This window comes from Rubritalea sp. (genome assembly GCF_039830215.1).
Taxonomy (GTDB): Bacteria; Verrucomicrobiota; Verrucomicrobiia; order Verrucomicrobiales; family Akkermansiaceae; genus Rubritalea.
The window spans coordinates 1-14583 of the sequence record NZ_JBDOPO010000354.1; the positions used below are offsets into that span (position 1 = coordinate 1).

General features: G+C 45.9%; 13 protein-coding genes. 5 read left to right on the plus strand and 8 right to left on the minus strand.

Translation table 11 applies throughout. The features are described from left to right. Nucleotides 1-161 precede the first annotated feature (161 nt). The 6 genes from ABGY95_RS11970 to ABGY95_RS11995 all read right to left on the minus strand — a co-directional run bounded on the left by ABGY95_RS11970 (nt 162) and on the right by ABGY95_RS11995 (nt 4316). On the minus strand, nt 162-287 hold the full coding sequence (locus ABGY95_RS11970; protein WP_347441913.1) for a hypothetical protein: 126 nt from the start codon (nt 285-287) through the stop codon (nt 162-164). 66 nt (nt 288-353) lie between these two features. After that, nucleotides 354-587: an Asp-tRNA(Asn)/Glu-tRNA(Gln) amidotransferase subunit GatC gene (gene gatC, locus ABGY95_RS11975; RefSeq protein ID WP_347441925.1), complete on the minus strand. Its 234-nt coding sequence runs from the start codon at nt 585-587 to the stop codon at nt 354-356. Between the two features lie 188 nt (nt 588-775). Next, the gene (locus ABGY95_RS11980) at nt 776-1717 is read right to left on the minus strand and encodes a hypothetical protein (protein WP_347441914.1); all 942 of its coding nucleotides are present in this window, start codon (nt 1715-1717) and stop codon (nt 776-778) included. Nucleotides 1718-1881: 164 nt separating this feature from the next. Further along, nucleotides 1882-2037 (minus strand): hypothetical protein, encoded by a 156-nt coding sequence (locus ABGY95_RS11985; protein ID WP_347441915.1) that lies wholly within the window; start codon nt 2035-2037, stop codon nt 1882-1884. Between the two features lie 596 nt (nt 2038-2633). Continuing rightward, nucleotides 2634-3536, minus strand: a complete 903-nt coding sequence (gene miaA / locus ABGY95_RS11990; RefSeq protein WP_347441916.1) for a tRNA (adenosine(37)-N6)-dimethylallyltransferase MiaA — start codon at nt 3534-3536, stop codon at nt 2634-2636. A 114-nt stretch (nt 3537-3650) separates the two neighbouring features. Continuing rightward, the gene (locus ABGY95_RS11995) at nt 3651-4316 is read right to left on the minus strand and encodes an RNA-binding protein (protein WP_347441917.1); all 666 of its coding nucleotides are present in this window, start codon (nt 4314-4316) and stop codon (nt 3651-3653) included. A 338-nt stretch (nt 4317-4654) separates the two neighbouring features. On the opposite strand from ABGY95_RS11995, the gene ABGY95_RS12000 reads away from it, so the two are divergent. Both ABGY95_RS12000 and ABGY95_RS12005 read left to right on the plus strand, forming a co-directional pair. Continuing rightward, nucleotides 4655-5608 carry a serine hydrolase gene (locus ABGY95_RS12000; RefSeq protein ID WP_347441918.1) on the plus strand — a complete coding sequence of 318 codons (954 nt, stop codon included), beginning with the start codon at nt 4655-4657 and terminating at the stop codon, nt 5606-5608. Between the two features lie 53 nt (nt 5609-5661). Next, complete coding sequence (locus ABGY95_RS12005; protein ID WP_347441919.1) at nt 5662-6582, plus strand: hypothetical protein; 921 nt, start codon at nt 5662-5664, stop codon at nt 6580-6582. A 51-nt stretch (nt 6583-6633) separates the two neighbouring features. On the opposite strand, the gene ABGY95_RS12010 is transcribed toward ABGY95_RS12005, so the two are convergent. After that, nucleotides 6634-7740 (minus strand): PilT/PilU family type 4a pilus ATPase, encoded by a 1107-nt coding sequence (locus ABGY95_RS12010; RefSeq protein ID WP_347441920.1) that lies wholly within the window; start codon nt 7738-7740, stop codon nt 6634-6636. 33 nt (nt 7741-7773) lie between these two features. Further along, the gene (locus ABGY95_RS12015; RefSeq protein WP_347441921.1) at nt 7774-8856 is read right to left on the minus strand and encodes a PilT/PilU family type 4a pilus ATPase; all 1083 of its coding nucleotides are present in this window, start codon (nt 8854-8856) and stop codon (nt 7774-7776) included. 469 nt (nt 8857-9325) lie between these two features. On the opposite strand from ABGY95_RS12015, the gene ABGY95_RS12020 reads away from it, so the two are divergent. The 3 genes from ABGY95_RS12020 to ABGY95_RS12030 all read left to right on the plus strand — a co-directional run. Continuing rightward, nucleotides 9326-11728 carry an Amuc_1098 family type IV pilus outer membrane protein gene (locus tag ABGY95_RS12020; protein WP_347441922.1) on the plus strand — a complete coding sequence of 801 codons (2403 nt, stop codon included), beginning with the start codon at nt 9326-9328 and terminating at the stop codon, nt 11726-11728. A gap of 42 nt (nt 11729-11770) precedes the next feature. Then, nucleotides 11771-13273 (plus strand): hypothetical protein, encoded by a 1503-nt coding sequence (locus ABGY95_RS12025; protein ID WP_347441923.1) that lies wholly within the window; start codon nt 11771-11773, stop codon nt 13271-13273. A 35-nt stretch (nt 13274-13308) separates the two neighbouring features. Further along, the coding region (locus ABGY95_RS12030) for a hypothetical protein (protein WP_347441924.1) at nt 13309-14583 on the plus strand (1275 nt) is incomplete at its 3' end.

The window sequence follows — 14583 nt, forward strand, 5'->3', positions numbered from 1 at the left end:
GTAAGGAGAGGTGAATGCACCATCGAGGAATTTGGAGGTGCAAGTGAGTGGTTGGCCTTTGACTTTCATATATTCTTTGATGGCAATTGAGATGCCTCCTAGAGGGAGGGAGAGAGCCGCATTCTTGCTTCTTCTCTTGCAGCTTAAAAATCATAGGTGATCTAGCCTTTGATGGATTCTTCCTTTTTGTTGATGGAAGCCTCGATGGAGTCGATGATGTCGACAGGGGTGAGTTCGCCCGCGGTAAGTTTTGCGTGAAGTGAGGTGGTAGATTCGGGGGAAAGCATTTTCTTTTGGAGTAGAAAGTATTGAATAGGCTGTAGATAGAGCCAGACTTATGGAACGAATGTGGGTTATTCGATTACTTTAGGGACGCGGAGTTGGTCGTTTGCTGTGTCAGGAGCATTGTCGAGAAATGCTTCGCGTGTGATGCCTAGCTTTGCTTCATCTTCACGGATGCGGTCGAACACAGGAGAAGCGTGAGCAGTAGGTTCGATGCCTTCTACGTCGATCTCCGACAGCTTGTCAATATAGCCAAGGAGATCGTCGAGTTGCTTACCGTAATTTTCCTCTGTATCGGAGGTGATTTCGACACTTGCGGGGGGGCGCTAATTAGTTGACGTAGCTGTGCTCAGTTTCCATGGCGGGAAGATGGAAGCCTATATCGGAGAGCAAGTGAGACTTGAGCTAGGGAGGGGGAAAATGGGCAAATTCTTCTCCGAGTAACCCGCTTGGCTCTACCAAAAATACTTTAGCGCACTTGGTATGCTTTGCACTAGTTTGAGGTGGCTGATAATTGGAGAACTAATTTTTCAATTTCCTGAGCCATGACCTTTTGGCCATAGGCATTGTGGTGGATAGTGTCTCGGTAGATCTTATGGCCTGATTTATGAGCAGACCGATAGGTTTGGAATGCATCAGCAAAGAGAATGTCATGCTCATGAGCGAGTTGCTTAAATTGCTGTAGTGCTGGGTGTGTATCACCTTCGACTTCATCAATGGTCGGGTGGTAGAAGAGAGCTACTTTTATATTCGCTTGCTTCAATGTGTTGATCAATTCGATGATTTCTAATGAGGTAGAGCGATTAGGTATCGGCTTGCTACCAAGATAATTAGTTGGGTCTGCATCTCCAAAAATTTTGTAGTAGAGGTAGCGGGTGGTAAACTCCCACAGAGCAGAAAGGGGTTTTTCGGTGATATGAGATTTAGGGTTTAGGGGTCCGAAACTAGGATGGTCGTAGAGGTCGACTTGATTAAGGACTATGATGGAAATATCGGCATTAAAGGTGCCGAATTCTTTAGTGTATGCTAGGAGGTTGGGAGGCCCCCATGAGGATGCAGCTATATTGTAAACCTCAACTTTAAGATGGTCAGTATTTTGTGCCAATTGTCGCTGTAGAATGGTGGTGGTGAGCTCTGATTGGTCTACATGCCCGCTGGCGTGTACGATGGAATCTCCCATTACCAACATTCTCAATGTACCATCTTGTTTCTCACTGGGAATTTCATCTGAGCGCATTCCATAGGTATTAAATGAGTAGTGGTTGCCGAAACGTGAGCCGCTAGTGGATGGGGCATTCATGTACTCGATGGTGGGGTGCTTCACTGTTAGGAGTGGATCTCCCAGACCAAGATAGAGTCTGCAAAAAAATTCCCCAATGATGATGCCCATTAAGATCAATAGAGTGAGGGCTATGATGATTTTTTTACGATTCATTTTATGTTAGGGAATGTCGTACTTATTGTCGCTGTATGACTACTATAAAAAAAGCGAAATCTTGTGAACTCCGCTTTTTGAGAATGAATAGAAATGATTGATTACTACTTCTACTACTTCTACTACTTCTACTACTACTACTACTACTACTACTACTACTACTACTACTTCTTCTTCTTCTTCTTCTTCTTCTTCTTCTGGGCCTTCATTACGACGATGCAGAATTTGCGCTCAAACACGATGCGGCCCTCTGCTGACCAGATATTTACGATGGCTTTTGAAGCATAGCGCTCGGCTAGCAGGTTAGGAATTGCTGACATGCGTGGAGTTGCAGGTAGGCAGGCAAAAGTTTCAAGCCAAACTGGGGGCATTTTGCTAGCAAATTCAGCTCAATAGCTTGTCTGAAGTCTGAAGTCTGAAGTCTGAAGTCTGAAGTCTCAGTCTCAGTCTCAGTCTCAGTCTCAGTCTTTGGCTGATCGGTTCCAATATAGTGAGGGTTTGCTTAGCTTGGCATCAACAGAGATAAAATATCTCAAGCATCTCAGAGTGCGGCTTCTGTTCTTCACGGTGGCGGTAGCCTCGTGCTGTGAATAGTCTGTGAATAAGTTGTGGAATAGTGTCGGCGAAATGAAACTTTGGCGCTACTGGGCAAGCTCAGTTCCGCCTTCCACCAAATTCCTCCCCATGAAAAATTCCAGAAATTTAGGTAGAACACTCGGTGGATCATTGGTCGTTTGCTCCAAGTATCATTTGCCTACTGATCTACATTCAGGCGTAGTAGTTGGCTGAAATAGATGGTCTTAGAGAGTTGCGACTGAAACCTCCGTGGTAGGAGCATGAAATTTTTACCCATCGCCCTAGTTGGTCTAAGGCGACTGAAGGCAGTGTGACTGGACTCGCCGTCCAGAGACGGGGGCTATCTCCAGATTTTTGAGAGAGTGTTGGCTACATCGGCTGTATTAGTGGAGCTACGGTAAGGCACTTGGCTGAGCCAGGATTCTTTGCTGAACCAAGTGCGCTGGCGCTTGGCGTACTGGCAGGTGGCAAAGAATATTTTTTCTTCGCATCTTGCTAGATCTATTTCTCCAGCGAGGTATGCACGGATTTGTGCAACACCGATGGCTTTTTCGCAAGTTGCCGAAAAGTTTATTGAGTCGCGGACTTCTTCTACAGCTCCTTGATCGATCATCACCTTAGTCCGCAGAGAAATACGTTTTCGGAGTGGTTCAGCCTCCCATTGGATGATTGCTCCGCGAAGGTTTTTTTCGATCTCACTGGAGGTGTTTTGCCAGTCGGTTTTGATGTCAGACATTTTTTCTCCAGAAAGCAGGCAGATCTCAAGAGCGCGGATAATATAACGTCGGTTTTGTCGATTGGTGGCTGCTGCGCCCTCGGGGTCGATGTGGGTGAGCTCTTCGATCAATGAAGCATCGTCACGTAGCTCTAATTGGGCTCGAAGGTTAGGGTCGCTCGCTGGGACAGGGGAGGGGCCGTGTGTGAGAAATTTTAAGTACATACCTGAGCCGCCGACGATGATGGGAGTTTTACCCCGAGATTGAATACCGGAGATTACTGGTAGCGCAAGTTGACGGTAGCGCTGGGCGTCGAACTCCTCACTGGTCTCGAGTACAGAAAAAAGGTGGTGGGGGGCTTGAGCTAGTTCTTCTTTGGAGGGGGCTGCGGAGAGGGTCTCTATTCCTCGGTATACTTGGTAAGCATCGCCATTGATGACTTCGCCATCAAGCTGTTGGGCGAGAGCAATTGCGAGTGAGGATTTTCCAGATGCGGTTGGGCCGCAGATGTAAATAGGCTGGATCATATGCTAGGTGTTATGTCTTAGGTTTTCAATGGTATGTCCAGCCTGATGAAATGAAAAAACCCCAGCGCTCGGATGAGCAACTGAGGTTTTAAAATGTTTGTCAGCTGAGAATTATTATGCTGACTCGCTGGTCTTATCCAGACCGGAAGTATCACCTTCTTTACGTGACTTAGAACCATTAACTACGAGCTGACGGCTCATGAATGGCTGGTCGTGGAGTACTTCAACAGCACGCTCAGCTTCTTCTTTGTTAAGCATCTGAATGAAGCCATAACCTTTAGATTTATGCGTGTTGCGGTTGTAGATGATCTCTACGTTTTTCACAGTTCCTACTCCCTTGAAGAGGTCTTCGAGGTCGTGCTCAGTAGCATCGTAAGAAAGGTTTCCGACGTAGAGACGAGCGGACTCGACTGCTACCGGCTGAGGTGCGCGGCGGCGCGGCTTGTCTGAGGCATTTCTGCCACCAGTCTTAGCATTGCGCGTATTACTCTTTGGAGCTAATTTTCTGCCTTCGCCTTCGCCTTGCTCGCGTCGCCTTGGCTGTGAGCGCTGCGCCTTGCGTATTTTATCTTCGTCCAAGCAACCAATCGCTTTAAGTATCTTCTGCCAGAACGTCAAAACGAGAGGCTTAGGTGGGCGATTATTACGATTACGATTGCGGTTGCGGTTGTTACTTCCACCGCCGTTATTGTTGCGGTTACGGTTGTTGTTATTGTTGCGACGTGGGCGGCGGTTGCCACCTTCGCGATTACCTTGGTTTGGTTTCTGTGTGTCTGACATGTGTCGGATATGTTCGTTGTCCTGGCGCCGAGCGATGTGTCGTCGAATGGTTGAGTCGGTTCTTTTTCACCCGATGCTGGCGTGTATTGCTTTTCTTCATCGGCAGTGTGAAAATGGATCGATACGTTTCGAGGTATCTAGAACCCGCTCAGCGCTCCATTCGGCGTTCTACTGGTCTCAAGGTGTCGAGCACCAGAAGATTGTTGGACGTTGATCAGAGGTTTCTGAAAAGGCAAGCCGTTTCGCTGTCTGGCTTGTGAATAACTGTTGATTTCTTAGCACTAAAGATTACCGTTACGCATATTTCTCCTGCATCTCTCTATCTCCAGCAACTCGCTATGATTCGATTCCTAATTCCAGTTCTACTTTTCACTTTTACTTTCACTTCTCTGGCGGGGCCTCAGTTACCTGAGAGCTACATTGTGCTTGAGAGGCACTCGCGGAAGGTGCTTTTGGCGTCAGGCTCTGAACATAAGCGTCCGATTGCGAGTCTTAGTCATATGGTGACTGCAAAGGTGGCCCTGGATTGGGCCAAGGCTTCGGGGACGAGTACGACTACTATGTTGGTGGTGCCGCAGCACCGTTTTCATAAAGGAATTGATAATCCACTGGGACTACATGCGGGTGATCAACTGAGTATGCGAGATGCTCTCTATGCAACTATCTTAGGTGAAGACAGCGTGTCGGCAATGACCTTGGCATCGCATGTGGGATCACAATTACTCAACCGTCGTCAGTTGGTTGGAGACCCTCAGTCTGTTTTTGTCAATGAAATGAACCACTTGACCCGGTCTTTGGGAATGCGCAGTACTCGGTTTTATCTGCCTTCAGGTGGAGATAGCAATGGGCGAAAAAATGTTTCCACAGCCTCGGATGTTGCCCGTCTCTCGCACACTTTATCAACTGACACCGCCTATGGATTTTATGCGAAACAAAAACAAAGAAGCCTCAAGATCCTAAAGCGTGATGGACGTGAATCTCGCATAGAGGTACTCAATTCCAATAAGCTGCTACGCAGTAAAATCAAAGTCGTTGGTATGAAGACCGCCTCATCCCCGACCGCTGGCCAATGTGCCAGTTTGTTGGTGGACAAATATTCCTATGTAAAAAAACTTCCTACTGGTGAAGAACAAGTGACTCCAGTGCAGATGATCCTTGTTATTCTAGGTTCTTCAGACATCGAAAATTTTGCGATGAACTTGATTCCACAAGGGTGGACTCAGTATGAATCCTGGCGCAATGGTGGCTATATGTCTTCACCGGATCGTCGAGAATTTCTCAAAGTTTTTTAAACTCAAGAATCTAGGGCTTGAATTAATCTAACAGTGTGTGTTAGGTTCTAGCTATGTATCTTTATCGAGTTGTCTTCCTCACATTGATATCTCTGGATGTTCTCAGCTCAGAAGTCGCGGTTGCGGCTGAGATGAATCTCGACCGCACCTTAGAGAAATTGGCAGCATCGATGTTGCGGGAGTGCCCCAGTCTTCGAGGGAGTGAGAGGACCAGTGAGGCAAGAAAGAGGTTGGTCGGTGAGTTTGAAAAGCTCAAAGCTGACTCGATTTCGAGCGGTCACCTAAAGAAAATTAGGCGCAGTAAGGTGGATTATCAGGCTTTTGCGTGGACTCGGATTGTTGAGAAGTACGAATGTGGGGACTTTAAAGACCCCAAAATGTTATTTTTGCTGAAAAAATCGAAGGCTGAAAAAATGCGTGGTGAAGAGCACTACGTAGTGTATCGGCTTATGAGATCTTATTATGATCTCAAGCTTGAGGAGCGAACTGTAGCTTCTAAAAAAGACTTAAGTCAGCTCGGTAAACTCTACACAGCCTACTTAAAAGAGCATGGGAAACCTCCAGAGAATTTAGAAAACCTTCAGCAAGATCTAGCGAAAAGAATTGGAATGAATCCTCTAACAGGTATTGAGGCTCCTTGGATATATATTGGGCAGGGACCGGCTGAGATACGAGGTCCGAATAAGTACCGTGTCATAGCTTACGCTCCTTTTGCAAGCGGTAAAGATTTAGCGTACAAGTGGGTGGTTTATAAGGGGGGGCAACTGGGTACTTGGAAAACGGACACTTTACTGGAGGCGGTGAAGCGTATGGAGAGGGATAATTTAGCAGCGTTACAACAACAAGTAGACGCTGAGCAAAAACCTAAAGAGTCAAAACCAAAGGTATCGGCCAAGCCTTTGGTAGTTGCTAAGAAAGAATCGAAAGCGAGGGCAAAACCAAAAATCAAGATAACTATTAGTGAGCTTTGGTGATAGGGCCGAATACAAAAAAGCCCAACACTGTTTGTTGGGCTTTTTTTAGATCTAGTGTTCGTTCGGACTTTCTCCAGATGCGACACCGAGGCTTTGGCTCTCTGGTGGTAAGAAGTTTTTGAAGCGCGTCTTATCGATAGCTTTCATGTATGCTTCTTCAGGAGTTACAGTACCAGCACAGAGCTTGTCCCAGATCGCTTCATCCATGAACTGCATCCCTTCGGCTTTGCCTTGGGTGATGACGTCTGTGAGTTTCTGAGTCTTACCTTCTCGGATGATAGATGACACCGCAGGAGTGGTGAACATGATTTCATTTACTGCGACTCGCCCACCGTCTATACGCTTCATCAGAAGCTGAGCCAGTACTCCGCGAAGTGATGCAGCTAGCATAGTTCTTACCTGTGACTGCTGATCAGCTGGGAAAACGTCAATGATTCGGTCAACAGTCTTACGGGCATTGTTGGTGTGCAGCGTGCCAAATACTAGCATACCCGTCTCAGCTGCAGTGAGAGCTAGTGAGATAGTTTCTAGGTCACGCATCTCACCTACCAAGACGATTTCGGCATCTTCACGCAATGAGGCGCGTAGACCATCGGAAAATGTCGGGCACTGGTGGGGGACTTCGCGCTGGGTGAGGATGCATTTCTTGTTTGAGTGGACGAATTCGATAGGTTCCTCAACAGTAATGATGTGCTTACTCTGAGTACTATTGATGTAGTCGAGTAGTGCTGCAAGAGTTGTAGACTTACCTGAACCAGTTGGTCCTGTGACTAGGACTAGGCCAGAACGAATGTGTGCAAATTTTTTGACAACTTCTGGGATTCCAAGGTCTTCTAGCGAGGCAATTTTTGTGGGGATGAGACGAAAAACAGCGCCGAGACCTTGTCTTTGTTTGAGGTAGTTGCAACGGAATCGTGATTCTTCGTCCATTGCGTAGGCAAAGTCGAGGTCACCTTCTTCTAGATATTTTTCAAACGAACGAGGTTCACAAATCTCAGCAAGCATTTGTTTGAAGAGTTCTCCTTCAAGAATCGATTCGCCTTCAATCGCTGTGACGCTACCATGGATACGGAGCTTTGGTGGTTGGCCCTCGGACAGGTGTAAATCCGATCCACCGGATTCTACGAGGAGCTTGAAGTATTTATCAATAACAGCCATAGGTGTGCTCTTAGTTTTTGCTAAAATAGTTTATTAGGACTTAAAGTAGGATTGCATGAGTTTCTTATCTTCCGCTCTGAAATGTGCATCTTCCTGGCTGATCTGACCAGTTATATAGAGGTTTTTGATGGATTCATCCATCGTGATCATTCCCACATTTTTACCTGTCTGCATGATACCAGGTAGCATGAACGTCTTGCCGTCACGGATTGTTGCAGCAACGGGAGCAGTGTTCACAAGGAGCTCAAGCGCCAAAACGCGGCCGGTGCCGTCAGCTTTAGGGATGAGTTGCTGAGAAATCACACCCCTCAACGATTCGGCGACCATGATACGAATTTGTTCGCGCTGATCGGTCGGGAATACGTCGAGGATTCGGTCGAGAGTTCGCGGGGCGTTACCAGTGTGCAGTGTTGCGATCACCAGGTGGCCAGTTTCAGCAGCAGTCAGTGCTAGCTGAATAGTCTCTAGGTTTCTCATTTCACCAACAACAATGACGTCAGGGTCTTCACGCAGCGCACCCCGCAGCGCACGGGGGAATGACTCAGTGTGAGAATGTACCTCACGTTGGTTGATATGACAGTTCTTGGAGTCAAAGACGTACTCGATGGGGTCTTCTAGTGTTAAAATGTGATCGTCTCTATCTTTATTGATAAAGTCAATCAATGCGGCCATGGTGGTAGACTTTCCTGAACCGACTGAACCCGTAACTAGGATGAGGCCGTTATGGTAACGCGTGAGAGGGATAATGTGATCTTTCGGTAACTTCAAATCCTCGATCGTACGGATTTCGGTAGTGATGATACGGAAGACTAGATCGTAGCCTAGTCTTTGGCGCACAACAGATACACGGAAGCGCCCGAAATCAGTTTGATACGCAAAATCAACATCGCCCTTTTCATTGAGGTGCTCCCATAGGTCTTTGGGCAGGAATGAATTCACCAAGTTCTCTGTGTCCTGCGCTGTAAGATCCACAGCATCTTCCCAAATTGGTTGGAGGTTGCCAAAGCGACGCCATGTTGGACGGCTTGTCGTTGCAAGGTGGATGTCAGAACAATCGTACTCAATACCAATCTTCAGATAAGTATCGACATGCTCGTATGCTTGAATTTGAGACATTAGTTTATTAAATCTATCGTGTGAAGCAACTAACAAAACAATCTAGACGCAGATGACACGCAAAAAATGGTTGAGATGAAAGTTTTTTGCAAAAACGAGGTTGACGAATGAACTTTAATGAATTGTAATGTTCATATGAACACAATAAGAAGCGTGAAGGATGTCATGCAACATTCAGTCGATTTACTAAGGGAGATCCTTTCTGATTTGAAGCCAAACAGCAAGTCAACAGTTCAAGTTGAGCAAATGGAATTCAGTTTTGGTATGGTAAGTGAATTTGAGATAAGTTCTAGTGTCGCACGTAAAACGTCGACCCGATAGTTCTTTTAATGTGGGTTGGTCACGTCCAGAAGGACAGTAGCTATCGGTGAATTCTAGAAGAGTGTAGGCTTCTTAGATGCGAAATTCAAAATATCTTATTTTGAGCTTACGGTGGGGTAGTGATCTGTGTATAAGGCGCGTCAAACCTATGGTCAGTTCAATTTTAGAAAACAGCGCAGGCATTCGCTGGGTGAGTAAGAATCTAGCTCAAACTTGTGTGCTCGGCATCGCGGTTGGAGCCGTTCTTTCCTCACAAGCTCATGCCCAGAGCTATGATTCAAAAGTGGCTCAGCAAGAAATAGCCAAACGCTCAGAAAGTGTTGTTCTAGCACAAGAGTTGCTTATCAATGGCGATGCTCACTATAGTAAGGCTGAGTACGAGGAAGCCGTTTCAGTCTATTCTCAAGCTTTCTCAATCATTCCAGTAGGTGGATTGAGCAAAGAATTGAAAGGCGCAGCATCTGAGCGCTACGCTCAGGCGGCTGTTGAATATAGTAAGTCACTTTCACGATTTGGCCAATATGACAAAGCTCGTCAGGTACTTAGCAATGTTCTGAGTCCAAATGTGGCTAAAGATCATGCCGGAGCCACACAGATGCTAGCCCAGCTGGATGACCCGATTCGCACTAATCCAGTTCTTACAGCACAATTATCACGCGATGCAGAAACTGCAGGTCAATGGCTTCGAAAAGCCGAAGGATATTTTAGTTTAGGAAAATTCGACGACGCTTTTTTGGCTTATGAGGAAGTCTTGCACTTAGACCGCTATAATAAAGCTGCGCGTCGGGGTATGGAGCGTGTGGCTGCAGTTAAATCTGACTACGCTGGGGCAGCCTATGACCAAAGCCGTGAAGAAGCGATGATGCAGGTCAACAGCCAATGGGATATAAAAATCAACCCTAGAGTTAGTAAATTGGGCTCGAGCGTGACTGTTGTAGATGAAGAAACACGTACTCAGGAGGTCTATGCGAATAAACTTCGGCAGATTTTGGTCCCAATCGTTGACCTTGAAGATGTGTCCATTGATGAGGCCTATGACATGATCAGGGTCTGGTCTAAAGAGTACGATGAGTACTCTCTAGATAATAGTAAAAAGGGGGTTAACTATGTCCTTAATATAGGTTCTGATGATTCAGATTGGGGGAAAATTATCCGTCAGAAACGCATTACTTTAAAGCTTCGTAATGTCCCACTTACCCATATTTTAGATTTTGTAAGCAAGGCGACAGGAACACAGTGGCGCTATGAAGATCATGCTGTTGTTGTCACTCCTAGCGGCTCTGCTGATTCGTCTATTCACCGCCGAACCTTCCGTGTGCCTCCTACATTTATGCAAGACGCCGGAAATCAGGCGATAGACGCAAATGATGACCCGTTTGCTGAGGAAAGTAGTGGTGGCGGAGCGTTGAGTGCCAGAGTATCTGCTAAAGATTTTCTAAAAACACTTGGAGTGACTTTCCCTGATGGGGCTGCAGCTAAGTACGTGCCAGGTACAGGGTCATTGATGGTTTCTAACACTCTCCAAAATATTGATATTATAGAGCAATACGTGACGAGCTACGCCCAATCTGAGAATGTACAGGTTGTGATGAAGCTGACCATAGTTGATGTGGCTCGTAATGACCTAGACGAATTGGGATTTGACTGGTTGCTTGGTACAAATAATGGATCAAATGTTGTCAGTGGAGGAACACAAGGTAGCGGGAGAGATATAACCAGTGATCTCAGCGGTGGTAGAGGAGATTTAACTCCAGTGACCTCAGGTTTAAGAAGTGGTGACAACATGTTCGATACAGGTCTGCTCGACGCTTCAGTAGCTGGGGCTGCGAGTTCATCATTGATTGGTCAGAGTACAGCCAACGCACCTGGTATTTTTGCGTTAAGAGGTGAGGACTTTGCAGTGCTGATGCGTGGCTTGAATCAAAAGAAAAGCGTGGAGCGTTTGGTGTCACCTAGTATCATTGCACGTTCTGGTGAAAAGGCTACCTTGTTTAACGGACGAGAAATGATTTATGCTACAGAGTACGAACCACCACAGCTACCGGATAGTGTAGCTATCGATGGGGCTGGTTCTTTTCCTGTTACTCCTGCCACACCGACAGATTTCGAGACTAGACTCGTAGGTGTGTCTCTTGAGGCCGAGGCAACGGTTTCCGAAGATAAGCATTATATAGATGTTAGGATACAGTCGGACGTGTCTGATTTTGAAGGATTTATCAATTACGGTTCACCAATTACGTCATTTACAACAGATGCGTCAGGAGGGGCTGTGCCGGTAGAAATTGCGAGCAATGCCATTTTGATGCCTATATTTCGATCGACCCCTTTGAACACAGCTGTGACCGTACGGGACGGGTCATCCTTTGTGATTGCAGGTTTAAACCAGAGTTCGATTCAGACGGTAGAAGACAAGGTTCCAGTGCTTGGTGATATACCATTAGTTGGCCGATTCTTTAAAAGTGAGGGCATTCAAAAGACCGATAGAGTGTTGCTGATTTTCGTTAATGTCGAATTGAAAGACCCGACTGGAAAGAACTGGAGAGAACGCTAAGTTCCGAAGATATGAGCATTTAGTATAGTTAATTTTAGCTCTTTGAACTCAAATGCCAAAGATGAGGCCACACCCTCAAGATCAAATGATTCTGGAGTTAGGTTCTGGAGATCTCCAAAGGGTGATTTTTCCACGCCAACAGCGGAGCTTGGTGGCTTGAAGAAGCGAAGAGGTCGGGCCGCTTCAAGGCCTAAAGGAGAAGCTCCAAAGCAGAGACTGCAGAAGAGGTATATTTACGTTGTCCTTGTCGTTTTCTTTATGATCTTTATTGTGACTTTGTCAGGGTCATTTTCAATAGGCTATCATAATAGCCGTGGTTTTCGAACAGGGTTAATTGCTAATCTCGAGAAAGGTTCTGGGGCAACGGTGAGCTTGGACCAGCTACGCGTTAGCCCTACCTTAGCGTCGGCTAGGGCAGTTGAGTACAGATGGGATGAAAGAGCGGGATTCTTGTCTCGTGTGATTTTAAAAAATGTCTCAAGTAGTTATTTTGTCGGAGGCCTATTGGGTGGAGGCTGGAATGGTTCTGCCCTTTCGGCCAAGGCCGGCAGTATCTATCTGAAGCAAATGAGCGTTGACGAGAAAGATGATGCGCATAAGTTCGACTATAAAGCAAGTTACGGACTCGATCGAATAAAGTGCTCGGCTTTGGACATCTACTCTTCAGATGGTGAGCTTTTGATCAAAGATTGTTTTGCCCATTTCAAGTGGGGAATAGAACCCAAGTTGCTACAGTTTTCTGGAGGTTCACTTGCTTACGAGGATTTTGGGAAACTTGCGGTCAATCAAGGTTACGTGAAAATTGGATCAGACTCTAACGAGTTTTCTTTGCATTTGATTAATGAGAAGGGGGGGGGACGAGTTGAGGTGAGAGGAATAACTGGGCTGAGCACTTCCAGTCCATTGGCTCTGAAAGTAGAAGGTTTATCCTCTGAAATATTATTTGGAGACTCGTTGGGTGACCTTGTTATTGGAAATTGGAGTGGTGAGAATGGTCAATTTTCTATTAAGCAAGATTTTGAGAATGGATCAAAATTCGAGGTGCAGATCACAACGAATAACTTGGATATTGGTCGCTTAGATTGTTTCGCGGTGCTAGCAGAGGTCTTGCATAATAACGATTATCGAAGACCACGATTTAGAAAAGGTGGGGAGCTTCATCTTACTAGAGATAGAGCAGGGGTCACACTGCGTGATTTGTCTTTTAACGAGACCAGAGGGCTTGCTCTGAGCGGCTCTTTGAGCGAAAAGGGAGGAGATGTTTTCGGTGAACTTAGAATCGGCATGCCCCTGCATGAAAAAAGGATTCTAATGAAGCATTTTAAGGAGGGGGTGTTCTCTACTAGTACTGATGGTTATTTGTGGGAAACTGTTCACATCAGTGGAAAGGTGGGTGCATTGAAGGATGACTTGAGAGATAAGCTTAGGGGGCAAGGTGAGGGGCCGGTGGAACAGATAGAAACACCTGTAGAGAGTAAGATCAATAAGGCTCCATTAAGCCAGAAGGGGGCAGAAGCGAATTTGAATGAGCATATTGCTAAGTGATGCGAGGATTTTTCCTATTATTATTGCTCTGTCTCATGGCGGCCACTTTGACGGCTGCGCCTCAGCAGTGGAAAGATTCTAAGGCCATAGAGCATATAGCTAATGTCCAAAAAAAATTAGGTAAGTTGAGCGATCTTTATGTCGTAGCAGCAGGAGTTCCCGCTGACCGTGTAGATTGGTTAGAAAAGAAATTGTCTTTAATCAAGCTGAAGAATCTAACTCATAAATACAAATTCAAAGTCATAGCATCTCAGCAGCATGGTTATTTTGCGATGGTAATAGTGGCCGTTGAGGATCCTAGAAACCCTTTATTCTATGAAACGATGGCATTAGGATTTTGTTGGGTTGATCAACAATGGAGAGCAGCCCCCTTACCTGGCTTGTTTGCTCTCACTGGTGTTGGGCGCTACCAGAAAGTGGCGGAAAAAAATCGGAAGATGCTAGAGCGTTGGGCGCAAACTGAATCAAAACGACTTCAGCGAGTAGGTGAACGTGCCATGTTAGCTGCACTAGATAAGAAGTTCGCCGAGTATAAGAAACCTGGAATGCCATTGTGTGATGGCACGAAGAATCAAGCAGTGGAGTATTTTATGCGCCTGAGTCAGCAGAAGGATGCTATTGGCTTAATGGCCTGTGTGCTTGATGACAGGAGTGCTGTAGCAGCGGGTGTCTTGAGCAAAAAATCTGTTTGGTCTCAGATCTTACAGAGGAATTTCACTTACAGCGTTTTGCCCGATGTAGGCATTGATGGTGTAGTGAGTGTTGGCGTTTACTTCCCGGAGAGTTCACCATCTCTTGGGATTCTTGAGTTCGGATTGACGCGGCATGAAGGCTGCTGGACGATCACCATACCAGAGAGTTTGAAGCAAAATAGTGATGGAGACTTTCCTCGTAATATATCACAGTATTCCCATCTTGATCGTTTGAATCGAAAGCGAATTGGGGATATTAAATCTCTAATTATAAATTCTTTACGTAATTATCCAGTGAGGTCGAGTGCTGCGTTTCAGGATAAGATATTGGCTGTGACTACTGAGCTAGACTTTCATCGTTTCATTCAACTGATTGATTGGAAGGTGTCCTTTTTGGGCGGTGGTCTTGAGCTGTCTTCAGGTGAGGTAGATCAACGCTTCGCGTCAGCAATTGCGTTGTGGCAAAAACTTTCAACAAATAAAACTAGTGTGAGAGAGTTTCTTTACAAAGATAATGGGAAGAAATACTTGTTATGTAATCTTGTAAGCTATTCAGTATCGGCTCCATTAGTGTTATCAAGCCAGCCACTGTTGATAGTGAATAATGAGAATTCGTGG

Bases quoted from the DNA above. Each gene is read 5' to 3' on its own strand.
- ABGY95_RS11970 (WP_347441913.1), bottom strand. From the start codon at position 287: ATGCTTTCCCCCGAATCTACCACCTCACTTCACGCAAAACTTACCGCG.
- ABGY95_RS11980 (WP_347441914.1), bottom strand. From the start codon at position 1,717: ATGAATCGTAAAAAAATCATCATAGCCCTCACTCTATTGATCTTAATG.
- ABGY95_RS11985 (WP_347441915.1), bottom strand. From the start codon at position 2,037: ATGTCAGCAATTCCTAACCTGCTAGCCGAGCGCTATGCTTCAAAAGCC.
- miaA (WP_347441916.1), bottom strand. From the start codon at position 3,536: ATGATCCAGCCTATTTACATCTGCGGCCCAACCGCATCTGGAAAATCC.
- ABGY95_RS11995 (WP_347441917.1), bottom strand. From the start codon at position 4,316: ATGTCAGACACACAGAAACCAAACCAAGGTAATCGCGAAGGTGGCAAC.
- ABGY95_RS12000 (WP_347441918.1), top strand. From the start codon at position 4,655: ATGATTCGATTCCTAATTCCAGTTCTACTTTTCACTTTTACTTTCACT.
- ABGY95_RS12005 (WP_347441919.1), top strand. From the start codon at position 5,662: ATGTATCTTTATCGAGTTGTCTTCCTCACATTGATATCTCTGGATGTT.
- ABGY95_RS12010 (WP_347441920.1), bottom strand. From the start codon at position 7,740: ATGGCTGTTATTGATAAATACTTCAAGCTCCTCGTAGAATCCGGTGGA.
- ABGY95_RS12015 (WP_347441921.1), bottom strand. From the start codon at position 8,856: ATGTCTCAAATTCAAGCATACGAGCATGTCGATACTTATCTGAAGATT.
- ABGY95_RS12020 (WP_347441922.1), top strand. From the start codon at position 9,326: ATGGTCAGTTCAATTTTAGAAAACAGCGCAGGCATTCGCTGGGTGAGT.